General features: G+C 48.1%; 15 protein-coding genes. 7 read left to right on the top strand and 8 right to left on the bottom strand.

Features of this window, described 5'->3' with window-relative positions:
* Positions 1-4 precede the first annotated feature (4 nt).
* Positions 5-1,297 (bottom strand): glycosyltransferase family 4 protein, encoded by a 1,293-nt coding sequence (locus AC5JLB_RS14215; protein ID WP_495874481.1) that lies wholly within the window; start codon positions 1,295-1,297, stop codon positions 5-7.
* Between the two features lie 641 nt (positions 1,298-1,938).
* Between AC5JLB_RS14215 and AC5JLB_RS14210 the strand changes: the two genes are divergently transcribed.
* The 3 genes from AC5JLB_RS14210 (at position 1,939) to AC5JLB_RS14200 (ending at position 7,110) form a co-directional block, all read left to right on the top strand.
* Positions 1,939-4,077 carry a histidine kinase dimerization/phosphoacceptor domain -containing protein gene (locus tag AC5JLB_RS14210; RefSeq protein ID WP_495874480.1) on the top strand — a complete coding sequence of 713 codons (2,139 nt, stop codon included), beginning with the start codon at positions 1,939-1,941 and terminating at the stop codon, positions 4,075-4,077.
* A 3-nt stretch (positions 4,078-4,080) separates the two neighbouring features.
* Entirely contained in the window at positions 4,081-5,220 is a 1,140-nt protein-coding gene (locus AC5JLB_RS14205) for a hybrid sensor histidine kinase/response regulator (protein ID WP_495874479.1), read from the top strand.
* 495 nt (positions 5,221-5,715) lie between these two features.
* Positions 5,716-7,110, top strand: coding sequence for a glycoside hydrolase 100 family protein (locus tag AC5JLB_RS14200; protein ID WP_495874478.1), 1,395 nt, complete (start codon positions 5,716-5,718; stop codon positions 7,108-7,110).
* Positions 7,111-7,264: 154 nt separating this feature from the next.
* On the opposite strand, the gene AC5JLB_RS14195 is transcribed toward AC5JLB_RS14200, so the two are convergent.
* A complete protein-coding gene (locus AC5JLB_RS14195; RefSeq protein ID WP_495874477.1) occupies positions 7,265-8,590 on the bottom strand; it encodes an MFS transporter in 1,326 nt (441 codons plus the stop codon).
* Positions 8,591-8,945: 355 nt separating this feature from the next.
* Here AC5JLB_RS14195 and AC5JLB_RS14190 point away from each other — a divergent pair, with 355 nt between their 5' ends.
* On the top strand, positions 8,946-9,134 hold the full coding sequence (locus AC5JLB_RS14190; protein WP_495874476.1) for a CsbD family protein: 189 nt from the start codon (positions 8,946-8,948) through the stop codon (positions 9,132-9,134).
* A 143-nt stretch (positions 9,135-9,277) separates the two neighbouring features.
* On the opposite strand, the gene AC5JLB_RS14185 is transcribed toward AC5JLB_RS14190, so the two are convergent.
* The gene (locus tag AC5JLB_RS14185) at positions 9,278-10,588 is read right to left on the bottom strand and encodes a tetratricopeptide repeat protein (RefSeq protein ID WP_495874475.1); all 1,311 of its coding nucleotides are present in this window, start codon (positions 10,586-10,588) and stop codon (positions 9,278-9,280) included.
* Between the two features lie 85 nt (positions 10,589-10,673).
* Complete coding sequence (locus AC5JLB_RS14180) at positions 10,674-12,011, bottom strand: NAD(P)/FAD-dependent oxidoreductase (RefSeq protein ID WP_495874474.1); 1,338 nt, start codon at positions 12,009-12,011, stop codon at positions 10,674-10,676.
* Positions 12,012-12,386: 375 nt separating this feature from the next.
* Here AC5JLB_RS14180 and AC5JLB_RS14175 point away from each other — a divergent pair, with 375 nt between their 5' ends.
* From AC5JLB_RS14175 to AC5JLB_RS14165, 3 genes are all read left to right on the top strand, one after another.
* Positions 12,387-12,674, top strand: a complete 288-nt coding sequence (locus AC5JLB_RS14175) for a YiaA/YiaB family inner membrane protein (protein WP_495874473.1) — start codon at positions 12,387-12,389, stop codon at positions 12,672-12,674.
* Positions 12,675-12,729: 55 nt separating this feature from the next.
* Positions 12,730-15,060: a transglycosylase domain-containing protein gene (locus AC5JLB_RS14170; RefSeq protein ID WP_495874472.1), complete on the top strand. Its 2,331-nt coding sequence runs from the start codon at positions 12,730-12,732 to the stop codon at positions 15,058-15,060.
* Positions 15,061-15,374: 314 nt separating this feature from the next.
* A complete protein-coding gene (locus tag AC5JLB_RS14165) occupies positions 15,375-15,743 on the top strand; it encodes a hypothetical protein (RefSeq protein ID WP_495874471.1) in 369 nt (122 codons plus the stop codon).
* Between the two features lie 92 nt (positions 15,744-15,835).
* On the opposite strand, the gene AC5JLB_RS14160 is transcribed toward AC5JLB_RS14165, so the two are convergent.
* From AC5JLB_RS14160 to AC5JLB_RS14145, 4 genes are all read right to left on the bottom strand, one after another.
* Positions 15,836-16,318: an ureidoglycolate lyase gene (locus tag AC5JLB_RS14160; protein WP_495874470.1), complete on the bottom strand. Its 483-nt coding sequence runs from the start codon at positions 16,316-16,318 to the stop codon at positions 15,836-15,838.
* 22 nt (positions 16,319-16,340) lie between these two features.
* Entirely contained in the window at positions 16,341-16,982 is a 642-nt protein-coding gene (gene tsaB, locus AC5JLB_RS14155; RefSeq protein WP_495874469.1) for a tRNA (adenosine(37)-N6)-threonylcarbamoyltransferase complex dimerization subunit type 1 TsaB, read from the bottom strand.
* Positions 16,982-17,287 (bottom strand): DUF3593 domain-containing protein, encoded by a 306-nt coding sequence (locus AC5JLB_RS14150; protein ID WP_495874468.1) that lies wholly within the window; start codon positions 17,285-17,287, stop codon positions 16,982-16,984. The genes tsaB and AC5JLB_RS14150 overlap by 1 nt, the downstream gene beginning before the upstream one ends.
* A gap of 64 nt (positions 17,288-17,351) precedes the next feature.
* Positions 17,352-17,660 carry a DUF2499 domain-containing protein gene (locus tag AC5JLB_RS14145; RefSeq protein ID WP_495874467.1) on the bottom strand — a complete coding sequence of 103 codons (309 nt, stop codon included), beginning with the start codon at positions 17,658-17,660 and terminating at the stop codon, positions 17,352-17,354.
* Positions 17,661-17,668 lie beyond the last annotated feature (8 nt).

Raw genomic sequence — 17,668 nt, 5'->3', positions numbered from 1 at the left:
TGAATTAGCCCAAAAGCCCGTTGTATAAGCTCATCGCTCGATCGGCAATGCGATCCCAAGTGAAGTGATGGAACACATGCCGCCGCGCAGCGCGTCCCATCGATTCGCGCAAGGAATCGTTTTCCAACAACTGTACGATCGCATCTGCCAACGCTGCTGGATTATTCGGCTCAACCAGCAATCCGGTTTCACCATGCACGATCGTTTCCATGACGCCCCCAAGGCGTGTTCCAACCGCAGGCGTTCCGGCTGCCATTGCTTCGATCGGCGGCAACCCAAATGGTTCTTCCCAAATCGGCGGAAACACAAAGACATCGGCTGCATAATACTGCTGCATCAGCTCGGTGTAAGGCACAGAACCTAAAAATTTCACCTGAGGTGCAATCTTAGGGTCAAGCAGGTCTTGAAGCTGTTGAATGTAATTTTTGTACCATGAACGCATCGATTGCAGCAGTGCTTGATCGTTCATTGGAAAACTTTCTTCGAGTAAGCCGACGCCCATTCCGCCATACACGAGTAGTTCCACATTCGGATAGCGTTCTGCAACGGAGTTAAACGCTTGAACCAGACAGTGAACGCCTTTTTCCGGCGTCACGCGGCCTACAAACATGACGCGCTTAACGGATTGAGGATCACTTTTGTATTGTTTTTCCTGTATGAAATACTTGGCATCAAAGCCGTTGTACAAGGTTGCTGTGCGATCGACGAACTGAGGAAACCGTTGTCGCACCTTGTCAACCACATGATTGCCCACTGCCACGATTTGATCAGCATATTGCAGACGATTTGCCAGCATTGTGGTATCAGATTGCGGATGAAGCGCGGCATGAAGCTGAAGAATGATTTTTGCTTTTGGGCTAAATTCCCGCACTGCTGGCAAAAATTGCGAACTATGCTGAATGTGAATAATATCAAAATCAAATTGACCAATATCTTGCGCAACGCGACGAGAATAGCCTGGATATCGCCAGTTTGCCTGTGAGGGGGCAGGCTTCATGCCGCGATTAAAGATCGGTGCGAATGGAACGTACTGATAAAATCCGCGTGCTGCCTTACTGAGAATTTGATCAGATTTTGGCGAAGGCAAGAATCGAAAGTGAATGTTGCGATCGACGTAATTATTCTCTACGTCTGGATAAAGCTGCCGATTGACGGTTTGCTGCCGAGCATAAATAAACACTTGGTTCTCAGGATGCTGCGCTAGAGAAGCCGCTAATCCATAGCTGCACGCCCCAACCGACGATAAGCCCGGTGGTAAGACTTGGCAAATAGGCTGATTGACCAGAGCAATTTTCATAAAATTTTGAGAAAAGTAATGGGTAGAGCAACCGATTTGAAGTTGTCACTGATCATCACATACCCTGAATCAACCCTTTATGAAGCCGTTGTAAAGCTTGGGGCTTGTCAATAAATAAAGTTCACGTTTCTTTGAAGTGCTGAGTTTGAGTGTTGAGTTCCGTGCTTTTTGTCGCTGATCCTCACGCGGGATGCACGAGATTGAGAGTTGCTGCGACTCAAATTATTTTGGCTCTTCCCAAGTTTTGGTGAACTGGTGCAAGATTGAGATATCACCCTTTGAAGATTAGGAGGATCTGAACTTCTTTCAACAGCTTCTACTGGATCAAAAAAATCTTGAACTGAAACGTTGGAATTTTGAAGGACTTAAACAGCAAAACGACTCCTTGCTTAAGCCACCCAGGAGGCCAAAGCTCTATCAAGAGAAATATTCTCAACTCAGTGCATATGGTTTATATAAAAGTTACATCAATCGTCTTGAGTTGATTAACCTCCAGTTGATTTACCTCCATTGTGCTCGGCTAAACGACAAGCCTCTCGATAGAGTCCTGCTGCTAAAAAATTACCGCCTCCATGCACTCGCAAAACTCATCAGTCCCTTTCCTATCTTTAGACCCTGCAATTGATCGACGCCCGCTGACTGTGTCTCCTGATACGTCTCTCAGCAACGCGATCGCGATGATGAGCAAAGCGCAAAGCAGTTGCGTTCTTCCGGGTTTGGAACTCTCGCTCAATACTATATTGATGAGCGAAGCAAGAGCGAGTGGTATTCTAATTGTGGAAGGGACACAGCTTCTGGGGGTGTTTGCCGAAAGAGACGCACTACGGGCAATTGTCTCAGGGCGAGATTTAACAGCGGTAACAGTTGCTGACGGTGGGCGGCAACCTGTGATTGCCTTAACCCAATCTGAGGATCAAAACGCTTTTACTGCCCTATTTCAACTGCGTCAGCATCGGATTCATCATCTTCCTGTGGTTGATGAACACGAGCAATGGCTCGGCATCATTACCCCAGCGAGTCTTCGCAATGTCTTACAACTAGATGAATTACTGAAATCAAAGCAGTTAGCAGAGATTGTTTCTTCGCCAGTGGTTCAAGCACCTGCAAAAACGACAGTTCTTGAGTTAGCCCAACTCATGGTTGATCGTGAAGTGGAGTGTGTGGTGCTAATGGCAACAGACGATACGCAGAATGGCTCCCAACCTGTGGGATTGATTTTAGAGCGGCATGTTCTTCAGCTTTGGGCATTAGGGCTAGATTTATCGCAGATACAGGCCGAAGCGGTAATGAGCGCCCCATTCCTGCACTTTGCATCCTCAGAGTCGGTATTAGTTGCCTACTGGAAAATGCAGCAAACAAAAGTGCAGCGGTTTGGAGTGTACGGAGACCAGGGAGACCTTTTAGGAGTGGTCTCACCAACGAGTTTTTTGGAGGCTCTGAACCCAAACGAGATGCACAGCACTGTGGAACAACTGCAGCGATCGATCGAGCAGTTTGAGACCTCAAGATCTCAATCCACTCAAGACCCGCGTTCAGAGTTAGACCTGCAGTTGCTAGAAAATCCGGTAGGCTTGCTGGAACAACTGCAGTGCAGCCAGATTCTAGCTGGGATGGCGCTACACATGCGCGAATCCCTTAACCTCAATCACATCCTCCAAACGGCTGTAGAGGAAGTCCGACAATTCCTCAAGACCGACCGGGTGATTATCTACCAGTTCCACCCAGACTGGAGTGGCACGACCGTGGTCGAGTCGGTCGAGGACGGTTGGAGACCTGCGCTTAACAGCAGCGTTCGGGATACGTGCTTTGGACAAAACTATGCCCAGGCCTATAAAGAAGGGCGGATTCAGGTTTGTGAAGATATTTACACCGCTGGGTTAACTCAGTGTCATATCGACATTCTGGTTATATACGATATTCGAGCAAGTTTGGTCGTACCAATTCTGCAAGGAGAACACTTGTGGGGGTTATTGTGTGCCTATCACTGTTCTGGACCAAGGCGATGGCAGTCATTTGAAGTTGAGCTACTAAAGCAACTCGCCACTCATATGGCGATCGCGATTCAACAATCTGAACTGTATCAGCAAGTCCAGAACGAACTTAAGGAGCGCAGGCGCACCGAGGAGCAACTAAAGCTATCACTGAAAGAAAAAGAAGCCCTACTGAAAGAGATTCACCACCGGGTCAAGAATAATCTACAGGTGATTTCGAGTGTCTTGAGACTTCAATCCGACTACATCAAGGATGAAAGAGTCCTCACACTGTTTAAGGACAGCCAAAATCGGATCCGTTCAATGGCACTGATTCACGAAAAGCTGCATCAATCGAGTAATCTACTCAAAATTAACTTTGATGAATACGTTCGTGACTTGGCAGACAATTTGTTCCGATCGTATGCCGCGAATTCACAGGCAGCAAGGCTACGTACCCAAGCGGCAGGCGTTCGGCTCAATATTGATACAGCCATTCCCTGTGGACTGATTATCAATGAATTAGTTTCCAATGCTCTGAAACATGCCTTTCCATCCCCAACCTCAGAAAATGAAATCCTTATTGAGATTTCCCCTGCTTCTGACAATCGATTTATATTAACTGTTCGAGATAATGGGATTGGCTTTCCGCCAGAACTAGACTTTCGTAACACAGAATCACTCGGCTTAGAATTAGTCTGTATCTTCACTGAGCAACTAGAGGGCACGATCGAACTCGATCAGGCAGAAGGGGCAGGAACGACCTTTACGATCGCATTTTTAGAATTAGAAAATACAGGAAAGGTATAATAAATGGCTACTGAAAGAATTTTAGTCGTTGAGGATGAAAGAGTCGTTGCTCGAGATATTGAAAAGCGATTAAAGAAGTTGGGGTATGTCGTACCTGCATCGGTGGCCTCCGGAGAAGAAGCCATTAACAAGGTCGCAGAATTAAGACCAGATTTAGTCTTAATGGATATCCGGCTAAAAGGTCAAATGGACGGCATCGAAGCTGCAGAACAAATTCGCGCCGATTTTGATACGCCTGTTATTTATTTAACGGCTTATGCCGACGAAGCCACATTACAGCGAGCGAAAGCGACAGAACCCTTTGGGTATATTGTGAAACCGTTTGATGAGCGAGACTTACATGTTGCGATCGAGGTTGCCCTGCGCCGCCAATTATCAGAAACTGCCATTCGCGTTGCTTTAGAGAAAGAAAAAGAGTTGAGCGAGCTAAAATCTCGGTTTTGGTCGATGGCCGCTCATGAAATCCGGGGTCCGATGACCTCTATTTTAGGTTGTGCTCAGTTACTTGAGCATGAAAATCACAATCTAACCGAAGAACGACGACGCGAGTTCTTATACATGATTCAACAATCAGTCCGATCTATGGATCAATTGTTGAACGATTTATTGGCCATTGGTCGCGTCGAAGGCGGAAGCTTAAAGTTTGAGCCAGCCCCTCTAGATTTGGAGCAGTTCTGTCAAGGTTTACTGGAGGAAATTCAATTCAGCACGGGTTTAAATCACCCCATTTTGTTCAATAAACAAGGTGACTGTGAGAATGCTTGCTTGGATCAAAAGCTCCTCAGACACATTCTCACGAATTTAATTTCAAACGCAGTCAAATATTCTCCTCAAAGTAGCCCGGTCTATTTTGACCTCTCCTGTACCGCTGGACAAGTTATGTTACAAGTTCGAGATACCGGAATTGGAATTCCTCCTGATGCTCAAAAGCATTTATTTGAACCCTTTCAACGGGCGAATAACGTGGGTAAAATTCCTGGCACTGGGCTAGGGCTGACGATGGTGAAACGATGTTTGGACTTGCACGGTGGGCAAATCACTGTTGAGAGTGAAGTGGGCGTAGGAACAACCTTTGTCGCTAAAATACCGCAGCGCCAGCACGTAGACAGCCAACTAGAAAGGACTTCAACACGGCAAGACTAACGCTACGAGGGATTGAAACGATGAATATGATTTGCGAAGGACAACTGAATGGAGTAAGGAAATAGTATTTCTCAAACAAGCAAAGTTTATTGAAGAAATCTTTGGAGTGGTCGCTTCTTTAACTAATTTTTAATACGTAGAAAATGAGAACAGATTTAGTCATAAAGTTATACAAACAAAACTTTGTTTAGTTTATGCTCGTGTGTCTGTACTGTTGTTCAGCTTGTGGCTAGAAGTATCGAAGTTGCAAGGTGAGACAGCACGATAAGGTCAGTTTTCCTTCTCAAATTTGCTCAACTTATGTGGTTCAAAAAATGTCCAACTTATGGGCGAAGTTGTATATAAAAACATCTTTGATTTCTTAAACAATTGAAAATTTGGATGCTCAGTTTTTTGTGTTCATGTGCTTAGAACAGTCTGTATTAGGACAATATGAGCGTTTATTGGCATTCGTTCCTAGCTTTGTTGGATTGATCTACCATAGAGCCTGATTCATTGTCTTTAGACGAGGGCGGAGCGTTGAGCAACCAAGAACTTGCAGAAAAAGCGTGGGATGCACTGGAAAAGTCGATTATTTATTATCAAGGACAGCCCGTTGGCACGATCGCAGCGTCTGACCCAGATATTATTGCCCTAAATTACGATCAGTGTTTTGTTCGAGACTTCATTTCCTCAGCGCTGCTGTTTCTGATTCGAGGCAAACCAGAGATTGTTCGCAATTTCTTAGAAGCCACACTGAAACTACAGCCGAAAACAACTCAGCTTGACTGTTTGAGACCCAGCCGTGGGCTGATGCCTGCTAGTTTCAAGATTCAGTCAATTAATGGGAAGGAATATCTCAAAGCTGATTTTGGTGATCATGCGATCGGGCGAGTTGCTCCAGCAGACGCTTGCTTGTGGTGGATCATTCTATTGCGCGCTTACGTGATTTCGACTCAAGATACGGCTCTCGGTCAGCGAGACGATGTTCAAGAAGGAATTCGCCTCATTCTCGAACTGTGTCTAGTCAATCGATTTGATATGTACCCGATGATGCTGGTTCCCGATGGAGCCACGATGATTGATCGGCGCATGGGGTTGTATGGGCACCCGATCGAGATTCAGTCGCTGTTCTACTTTGCGCTCCGCGCCAGTCTGGAACTCCTGCTGCCCAATCCGCAAAATCAAGCCATGATACGAGCCATTCACAGCCGTTTGCAGCCGCTGCGAATGCAACTACGAGACAATTACTGGCTAGACTCGGAGCGCTTGAATGTGATTTACCGCTATCGGGTTGAGGAATATGGTGAAGAAGCACTGAACCAATTTAACCTTTACTCTGATTCGATTCCGTTTTACTGGTTGGCAAAATGGCTACCCGAAGCAGGAGGCTACCTAGCAGGTAATTTAGGTCCGTCTCAGTTAGACTGTCGGTTTTTTGCGTTGGGTAACTTGATGGCGATTATGGGAGCGTTAACTGACGAGTCGCAATCGCAGCGCATTTTGAATCTGATTGAGCTGCGATGGAGCGATCTGGTCGGTCAAATGCCGATGAAGGTATGCTATCCAGCCCTAGAAGACCGAGAATGGCGAACCGTGACGGGAGCCGATCCAAAAAATCGCCCGTGGTCGTATCACAATGGCGGAAGTTGGCCCGTGTTGCTGTGGATGTTGGCAGCAGCGGCTCGAAAAATGGAGCGGGCAGAATTGGCACATCATGCGATCGCAATTGCGGAGCGTCGTCTATTGCTCGATCATTGGCCCGAATACTATGACGGCCCAGATGGACGTTTGATTGGTAAAGAGGCGAGAAAATATCAAACTTGGACGATCTCTGGGTATTTGTTAGCAAAAGAATTCATTGTCAATGCTCAGCATTTAAAGCTCATCACCTACGAAAGCGACATCTAGCACTCTCAAGCCATCTGTGAGGATTGTCCTATAGAGATGCTGCAAGTCTTGTATCGTTAAGTCCGTGAACCCAAAGAACGGCTTATCCAGATCTCCGATTTCTTCGAGAAATCGGAGATCTTGCATAGCGGCGGATGCAATTAATCTTGTCTTTCTATTGCGTTTCGGAGAGCGTGTCTCCCAGACGGTATCCCAAAAACACAAACGCACCCAGCGCAACTAGAATAGCGGCGGCTAGGAACACAACCCGCACCCCCAGCGGCTGCTCTACCGTATACCCATACCGTGAAAAAATGGGCGCTATCACTAGCGTCGATAAGGAAACTCCTATTCCTGCTGAGAGAGAGAAAACGCTGTAGTGAAAAGCTTCTCGGCGCTGCTGCGTCAGCCATTCGTCATACTCAACCACTGCGGCCATGAGTGCGTACACCAACACAAAGTAGCCGCCGAGAAAAGGAGCAATGAGTGCAAGCGCGATCGCGGCTTGCACCTCAAGCGCAACTCCCGGCAACACTCCAACTCCTGCCAGCAGGACACTGCTAGTTGCTAATCCCAGCATGGAAACTAACAGTAACCGACGATTGGGATAAAACTGGCTCAGCCAATTCCACATCGGAGCCGCAAGCAGCATCGCAACAACTATAATTCCTTGAAACCTGCCCACTGTTGGTTCCGGCTGACGAACAATCAGCGTCACAAAGTAGGGCAGATTCGAGAGCAGCATCGCGTAAGCCGTCTGCACGACGATCGTTGAGACACATAGAATTAAAAACTGTCGATTCTGTAAGGTGATAACAATACTTTGCCGAAAGCTCAAACTTTGGGCAACAGGAAGGATTCGTTCGCGTAAGACCAGTAGCGACAGTCCCACTGATGCCAACCAAATTGCACCCATCGCCAAGCTCATTGCGATCGCGCCCCAATGACTATACAAAACGCTGGCGATGAAGGCACTACACAGCACGCCAATGATGCCAAACACATTCTTCCACATACTTAAGTTGACTTGCTCAGCAGGAGTAGTCGCCATTTCTGCCAAGCTGCCATCGTAGGGAACGCCAACCAAACTCAGCCCGGTATAGAACGCGATCGTCACCAGCAAAAAGTAAATAGCGTTGAGCAACCCCGATTTTGCAGTAGGCGGTGTCCACAACAGCAAAAGCGCTACAGCCGTAACCAAGCTTCCCAACGCAATGAAGGGTCGCCGTCGCCCCCACTGACTACGACTAACATCGCTCCAATAGCCAATAGACGGATCAATCGCGGCATTCCATAGCTGAGCGATTGTCAACAAGACGCCAACCAAACTGACAGAAAGATATTGAGGGCGACCAGAGTTGGATGGAGGCGCGTAAAAGTAAAGAAGCCAAGTGGCAACGGTAGTATTCATCAAATTGATTCCAGCAGAGGTGCAGCTATAGAGCAATTTCTGCTGAAGATTGAGCGGACGAATCATGGCGTTTTTGCTGACGATGCCCACAGTTTAGGAGTTAAAAGAGTTGGTATTTAAGAGTTAATGTGGCAACACGAATTGATGTGGATCAATTTCTGATTCAAACCTCTTGATCCAAACCGATGAACAGTACTTTTTATCTATTGTGGAGCGGAAAAAGCTAGAGTTTATTTATAAATTCTAATCAGAGCGTTTTCCCAACTCAGAATGGTTCAGTGCAATGCTTTATTCAATCTTTAGGCAGAGAAACAAAATTAGAAATTCGACTAAGACTGTATCTTCTGTTAGATGTTGGTGTGAAAGTGTTTGGTTATATTGAATACAGTTAAATAAAGCGACGCGGTTGTATGAGCGTCTAGTCAAAACATTAAGGAGTAAAATCATGAGTTTAGAAGAAAAAGCTAAAGCTGCTGCTAAGAACGTTGAAGGCAAAGTGCAAGAAGCAGCAGGTAATGTTAGTGGCGACCCTGGCGATAAGCTAGAAGGTAAAGCTAAGCAGACCGAAGCTGAAGCTCGCAACACTAAAGAAGATGCAAAAGATGCAGTCAAAGATACTCTTGACAAAGCATAATTTTTTGACTTTGCGCTTCAATAACACCTAAGCGTAATTCGTAGTTTGCGGTTTATTAAGTTGTTACCCTTAACGGCTTAACTTAACTGACAAGCTACGAATTTTTAGTAGGTATCATTTTCGCATTTATAAATCATTTAATCTTAAAAATTGCTTGATTCGGCATCTAGAGCTTTAGCAGATGCAGAGCGTCGAGATTTTGCGTCTACAAGGTTTTCATTAAGCGCGATCGCACGATCGTAACTCGCGATCGCGCTTTCGTGCTGACCCAAACGACTCAACTCAACGCCGCGACTGCACCAGGCTTTGGCATAATTTGAATTAATTTTCAACGCTCTATCATAGCTGGCGATCGCGCCTTCACTATTGCCGAGATGGGCCAAGGCTCGTCCCCGCCGATACCAAGTTCGATTCTCGTTGGGGCTAACTTTCAACGCGGCATCAAAGCTGGCGATCGCATCTTGGTAGCGCCCCATTTTTCTCAAGGCAATGCCACGATTGCTCCACGCTTCTGCAAAATCGGATTTGATAGCGATCGCTTTGTCATACTGTGCGATCGCGGTTTGGTACTGCCCGCGTCGATGAAAGCTGCTGCCAAAGCTGTACCACGCCTCATAAAAATCAGGTTTAATCTCAACGGCACGACGGAAATTCGTAGTGGCTTCGTCATATCGACCAAGAGCATCCAAGGCAGTCGCGCGGCTGCACCAAATTTCACACGCACTCGGCTTCAACTCCAACGCCTTGTCATAACTAAGCAAAGCTTTCTCATCAAATCCCAGCTTGTGTAACGCATTCGCCTGGTTATACCAAACCTCATACAGGGTCGGACGAATCTCTAACACGCGCTCATAGCTGAGCAACGCTTCTGCATACCGTTCGGTTCGGTATAGTAAGTTGCCTTGGTTATAGTGTGCTGCCGAAAAATGAGGACGGAAGGATAATGCACGACTATAGCTAGAGATCGCCTCATCAAAGCGCTGAAAATGGGTGAGAACAATACCCCGGTTGTACCAAGCTCTAGCATAGTCAGGCTTGAGTTTTAGGGTTTGTTCGTAGCTTTGCAGTGCTTCATAGTTAGCATTAAGCCGCATCAAAGCATTGCCTCGGTTGTACCAAGCTTTGTAGTTACGCGGGAAAATCTTGATCGCCCGATCATAGCTAGCAACCGCTTCGTCATAGCGGCCTAACTGTGCTAACGCGATACCTTGATTGTTCCAAGCGGGAGCATAGTCGGGTTTGAGCGTGAGAACCTCTGCAAAACTTTCGATGGCCTCTTCGTATTGTTCTAGTGTGTGTAGGGCTTTGCCGCATTCGTACCAAGTTTCATAGGATGTTGCCTCCCGCTCTAACGCTTTTTGGAAGAGCGCGATCGCGTCCTCATAAACCCCAGCCTTCGCGAGTCGGACTCCTTGCTGAAAGAACTGTTGAGCAGGCGATACGGCGTGATACATAGTGAACACAAGAAAAAGATATGAGTAGGAATGAGTCACCTCATTCCCCACTCCTACTCATATTTCCTTGTCTGCCCTACTTCCTCTACACCTTAATCGGAGATTTATCAAGTTCTGAGGCTGGCTTTGTCCCTAATTCTTCAAGCTCCGTGCCGGTGATGAGTCTAGCCCCTCGCTTACGGGTGACATAATCCCACGCCCACTGCACCATCACGACAAGTTTGTTGTCAAACTCGATCAGGTAATAGATATGCGCGACGATCCAGACAAACCAAGCAATAAAGCCGGAGAATCGAATGAATCCTAGATCGACGACAGCATCATTGCGTCCAATCACTGCAAGGCTGCCCACGTTTCGGTAGACAAATTCAGGGATAGCACGATTTTGCAGCCGCGCTTGAACGAGCCGCGCTACATAGTCCCCTTCCTGCATCGCAACCGGGGCGACTCCTGGAAGCGGCGTTCCATCGTGATGGTTGAAGTGCGCTAGGTCGCCAATCACAAGAATGTTGGGATACTTTGGCAAACTCAAATCGGCCTCGACCATGACTCGACCGACGCGATCGAGCGAAGCTTCTGCACGCTGCTCTAGCACTCGTCCCATCGAGGACGCTTTCACGCCTGCTGCCCACAGAATCGTTTGCGCGGCAATCGTTTCTGTTGTTTCGCCTTTCTGAAACGTAACGGCATTAGCTTCAATTTGGGTGACTCGCGTGCTGGTTGACACGGTGACGCCACGACGAGTCAGCGCTTCTTTGGCTTTTTCAGAGAGGTCGGGGGCGAAGGGAGGCAGGACACGATCGAGTCCTTCTAGCAGCATCACGCGGGTTTCACGAGTATCGATCGTGCGAAAATCATGCTTCAGGGTGGTGTATGCCAGATCTGCGATCGCGCCTGCTAGTTCAACACCCGTCGGACCTGCACCGACAATCACAAACGTCAGCAGTGCCTTACGCTTTTCGGGATCGGTTTCTTTCTCTGCCGCTTCAAACGCCACGAAAATTTTGCGGCGAATTTCGAGCGCATCTTCTACAGTTTTGAGACCTGGAGCCGACTCCTTCCACTGATCGTTGCCAAAATAGTGATGGCTCACTCCGGTTGCCACAATCAGCGTGTCATACGGAATCACCGACTCTGACGTAATTACCGCTTGCTGCTCGGCATCGATATCTACGACTTCTTTCATCAAGACGCGCGCATTTTTCTGCTGACTGAGAATTGATCGCAGGGGAGACGAAATATCGGCTGGAGACAGTGTTCCAGTAGCTACCTGATAGAGGAGTGGCTGGAACAGGTGGAAGTTCCGTTTGTCGATTACAGTCACTTCGACGTTAGCGGACTGAGCAAAGGCTTTGGCAGCGTAGAGTCCGCCGAAGCCGCCACCGATAATGACGACACGATGAGGCTGGGTTGAATTAAGCATGTGAGTTTAGAAGAGAGTAGGACAAAGGGCAGAGAGGAGTATTGCGAAACGTTACACACGAATCTTCACTACTAGTTTAATCAGACAATATCTACCTGTCTAACAAGATTGTTAGGAGACCTGAATAAAGTGAGAGATTGCTACTCATCATTCATTATTTGCAAGGTCATTAAAATTCATCAAAGCTTTACACGGCAGAAATTTTGAACTATGCAAAACGATTAAATGGGCATTCGTTTTCGTCCAAAATTTTAATTGTCCAGATTTCAAATTGTGCATTTTCAAGCCGCTTTGTCGAGTGTCCACTTAAAATACTTCGCGTACGAATTAACTGATATTGTGAAAACACAATTTCCTTTTCTTTTTGAGGTTAGTATGCAGAAACTCGATACCGCTCCCCAAATCCATAGCAATGCCTGGATTGTTCAATCGTGGGCAGCGTTCGTGATTTCAGTTTCGGCAACCACCGTAGGCATCTTCTGCCTGCCTGTGGATGGCTGGGTTAAGTCCTATGTGGGCATGGGAACGGTGTTTTCGATTGCCTCTACGTTCAGCTTGTCGAAGACAGTACGCGACATTCACGAATCAAAACGATTAATCTCACGAGTCGATGAAGCAAAACTAGAGAAAATTTTGGCGGAACACGACCCCTTCAAACGGTAGTTAGAGATACTCAGAGGAGACGAAGGGCGATGCTTCGTCTGTCTCCTCCTTTAGAATGGAACGCAGTACTGCTGCTCGATATCGCATGACTCAACCGCCGCTACCCCCCCGCCCCCCTGCTGGAAATTCACGCAAGGCATCGAAAACGCTGCTGGGTACAATGACTCAGGCAGTCAAGACGACGCTGACAAGAATTAACTTCTCTCGTCTCAAAATTAAGCCTAACGCCCGTGTACCAGAGCTTTTGGTGCAGGATGCAGACGCGCCAACCGCCGATGTTTTTCCGTTACTGGGCGATCGCTACGTGTTGGGGCGTAGTTCTAAGGCGTGTGACATTGTGGTGCGAAATCCGGTCGTGAGCCAGACGCATCTAGTGGTGAAGCGCGATCGCAAGCGCAAGTTTTTGGGCATCCCGATGCGATCGCGCTTTTTAATCCGCGATGAAGAGTCCACCAATGGCATCTATCGCGGGAAGCGGAGACTCCGCTCTAAAACCCTTTACAACGGTGATGTGCTGACCTTAGGGCCACCAGAACTCGCCGCTGCCGTTCGCCTTGAGTTCAAAGATCCCATTCCCTGGTATCTCAAAGCGGTGCGCTATGGCTTGTATGGGGTAACAGCCGCTTCAGCCCTAACCGCGTTGATTATTGGCGTTGAATGGCAAAAATTTTCGGTTTACCCACTGCCCGTTTCGGTTCAAGGCCCAGTGGTGGTGTCGTCTAAAGATGGCGAACCGTTGAGAACGCCGCGCACCCAACGCCACTTGGAAATGCAAAACCTACGCGAATTTTCGCCCTACTTGCCCAAGGCCCTGATGGCGTCTGAAGACTCTCGCTACTATTGGCACATTGGCGTCGATCCGATTGGTACAAGTCGAGCCTTAGTCACCAATATCAAAGGCGGCGAAATTCGAGAAGGGGGCAGTACCCTAACGCAACAACTCGCGCGAAACACATTCAGAGATTATGTAGGGCGACAGGACTCTGCGGGTCGCAAGCTTCGAGAAGCGATCGTGGCGCTCAAATTGGAGACGGTCTACAGCAAAGATTATTTGCTGCTGACCTATCTCAATCGGGTTTACCTGGGTAGCGGCATCTACGGGTTTGAAGATGCGGCTCAGTTTTACTTTGGCAAGTCCTCCAAAGATCTCGATCTGTCTGAAGCGGCAACTCTGGTCGGAATTCTGCCTGCACCCAACAGCTTTAACCCAGTTCGGAGCTATAAAAGTGCGATCAGGTATCGCGATGGCGTGATCACGCGGATGGCAGAGCAAGGCATGGTTTCACAAGAAGAGGCGCAGCGGGCGCGGCGATCGCGGTTGGAAATCAGTCCGGCGGCTCGCCAAGAATTAACCAGTACGATCGCGCCCTATTACTACAGCGCGGTGTTTGACGAGTTAGAAGAGTTGCTCGGTGGAGATTTGGCAAGAGAAGGCAATTTCATTGTTGAAACCGGACTCGATAAGCGAATGCAAACTGCGGCCGAAAGTAACTTACGTAACACGGTCGAGACTCAAGGCAGTAGCGCCGGATTTTCGCAAGGAGCCTTAGTCACCCTGAATGCAAAAACAGGGGAGGTGATGGCACTAGTCGGCGGCGTGGACTATGAAGAAAGCCAATTTAATCGGGCCACTCAAGCCCAGCGTCAGCCGGGATCAACATTCAAAATTTTTGCCTACACCAGTGCGATCGCTCAAGGCATTCCTCCCAGTGCGTCGTTCTCGTGTGCTCCGCTCTCATGGGGTGGCAGCACGTTTGATGGCTGTCGGACTGGCGGCGGTAGTCTGGATATGGCGACTGGGGTTGCCCAATCGGAGAACGTGATTGCACTGCGTGTCGCTCAGGAAGTCGGACTCGACCAAGTCGTTGATACGGCTCGCAAGATGGGCATTCGCTCAAATCTAAATCCCGTGCCCGGACTCGTTTTAGGACAAAGCGAAGTCACTCCGCTAGAACTGACCGGAGCCTTTGGCGTTTTGGCAAACCAAGGTGTGCAGAATCGACCCCACACGATTAAACGCATTCTCGACAGTAGCGATTGTAAAACGCGCGAAGACCTTAGCACCTGTCGAATCGTTTACCGCGCGGATCAAGACGGAGAGAATAACGTTCAAGCGATTCCAGCGGACGTTGCTAATACGATGACTTCTATGTTGCAAGGCGTGGTGCGCTCTGGAACAGGGCAAAGTGCCGCTCTCGGTTTGGGAGAGGCAGGCAAGACCGGAACAACAAATGACAATATAGATTTATGGTTTGTTGGGTATATACCAAATCGCGAAATTGTAACGGGAATTTGGTTAGGAAACGACGAGAACACCTCTACAAACGGGAATAGCGGTATCGCTGCTGGGTTATGGGGGAACTACATGAAACAAGTCGTTCGCTAAAACTGTTGCAATTGATTGCTAGAAGTAACGTCCAGTTTCAAATTCTGGAGTTTTACAGTGTCCTGACTTACAATCTAATTTCGGTATCGTTCCTTCCGCGATCCTTTAGAACTTGGCTGAGCTAATCACTGCTGTGCAGCTCTCGTGATCGAGAAAAGCATGGTGATTGTATTGTGTTTTGCAATACAATTAGTGCTCTTTCTAGCATTTGTTAGATTTGATACTAAAAATAACCTCCGCCTTGAGATAGATTGTCGAAACTCTTTTATAAATTTCTAATAAAGAGAACTTCTACCTTTTCTTCGCGGAGCGCTATGAAATCTTCGGTGCAGATGCCAACTCCATTGAATGAAAGACCGCTGGTTGAAAGACTGCCCTCTAGACCTAACCAACCCTCGACGGTGAAAGAAATGCCCTATGCTCTATTCAGCACAATTCCACCTGAACGCATTGGGCTGAATGGGGAATATGATCACAATGGTCTGTCAAAGCGGGTTTTAGCAGCCTTTCGAGAGAGCGTTGCGATCGCAGAGATAGAAGATCTGCGAGTCACACAGCGGGGTCGTGTAGTGATCTTGATGGGACGTTTGCCGCATTCGCGGGTGCTAGCGCAATTGAGGAAGATTGCAATGAGCATGGACGGGACGGGCGATGTTGAAACCACTGGAATCAGGATTAGTTAATGCCCGATAGACTTCTTGCCAACATCTTCTGCTCTCACCCTAAATCCCTCTTCCAAGCATGGGAGGGAAACTTCTAAATGGCTTTTAGGGCGTCATAGCAAAATCTCGAAGGCAGCACCGTAAGCGGTTTTGAGATTGTAGGTGTCGTGATCGGTGATGTTAGTATCACTCAGCTCCAGGTTGTAGAAGTCGATAAAGTCGGTGTCGAAATAAGGCCCGGCGTGCCATGTGCCCAGTTCAAGCTTGATAAAGCAATCTCCCGGAATTCTAAAGGCGGTAATCGTGTCTAGAGGTGGGCGACTGTCATGGCTCGGCGGCGCAACGGCCAATAGCCAATCTTTTCCTTCTAGCGAACCGAGACATTGCGTACACTTCTGGTGGCGGGTAATGCGATCGAAGAGGCGACCGCGCCGTGTCAGACGCATGATGTAAAACCGAGGAATGCCATTCTGGAGGTGCAGTTGAGCATCTTTTGTGCCATAGGGTGCGCCATCGTCAGAAGCGCGAATCAGTTGCCCAAAGGGATAAAACGCTTCTGAAGTAATCCAAATAGCTTGAAGGGAGTGAGTGGTCATAGGTAAGCGTTACTCGTCAACGTTACTCTATGGGATGTTGTCCATAGAAGGGTAGAACGTCCGACCAATTTGGCTGATGTCCGGCGGTTCGTGCTCGATGAGCAAGTTCTAAAACACCGGTGACGTAATCACCCTGGTTCGATTCAGCTTTGACAAGATGATAGGGCTTCTCTAAGGTTGCCAAGGTTTCTTGCCACACTGCTTCAGTCATGACAGCATCAGATTGCATGACCGTGAACTGATCTGAAACTTGATAGATCCCAGTAAAAAGTTGTCCTCGCTGGGCAGGCATTTGAACCGCAATTTGCTCAAAGGACAACTCCGAAGGAAGCGAACGGTGGGACAAACGATCTGCTTCTTGCTGAGCAATTGCCGCTAAGCTTGACACACCAAATAAGGGGATCTGTAGCTGCTGTGCCAAGGTTCTTGCCAACACAACGCCGATCCGAGTTCCGGTAAATCCACCAGGCCCGATCGCGACGGCAAGAGCGCTCAACTCCGCCCACGTTTGAGGTTGGAGAAACGCTTGCAGATGATGATGCATGAGATTTGACTGTTCTCGCCCCAAAGGCCAAACCTGCTGGCGAATGTCTCCACCATCTGAAATTGCCAATCCTAAATCTGGACTGCTGGTATGAATCGCGAGAGTGTAACGGGATGACATTAAACGGGTTTAGAGTCAGAGGACTGAGTTTTGTCGATGATGGCTTGCCGAAATCCGAGAACAACCAGGATATTGGACAACGTGAGAAAGAATTCCGCTGCGCCGTGGAGCCAGTCAATGTTAGCGAGTTGCTCTCCATACGCGATGGTCGCGTAAATGCCTGCTGGAATCGTAACAACGACAAATACAAGGAGCATGTAAAAGCCAATCAGGGCGAGTCTGGGCGTTTTTCCAGAGCGGGTGAGGAACCAGAGGAAAGCGAGATAAGGGAAGAGGGAGAGGGCGAAGAGGGATTCTTTGGACATGGATGAGGGAGAGATGAGGGATGAGGGTCGCTTTATGGCAATGCTGATGCCAGGAGGAGTGAAGTTAGCTTTCTTCTAGCTTTTTGCCGCCGCGCCAGATCCACCAAGCGGCGATCGCGACGGTGCAATTTCCGACTACCGTCATAGCCGCTTGCAGGGTGACGAGCCATTCGAGAGACGGAGGATTATCGAAGAAATGCCAGGTGCAGGCACACATAGCGCTGACCAAAGCAGGCAGCATTCCAAACGAGAGCGATCGCCAGGTCGAATCGCCGCTGACTTCGGCATAGCGCCAAATTAGCCAGATCGCCGCAATCCATTCAATGACGCTGGAAATATGAATCACCCAAGTTGGAATTGAAAGTGCGTGCATAAGGTTGA

Source organism: Myxacorys chilensis (assembly GCF_059505265.1).
The sequence above is the reverse complement of the archived record's forward strand: the minus strand, read 5'-3'. Positions and strand labels throughout refer to the sequence as shown.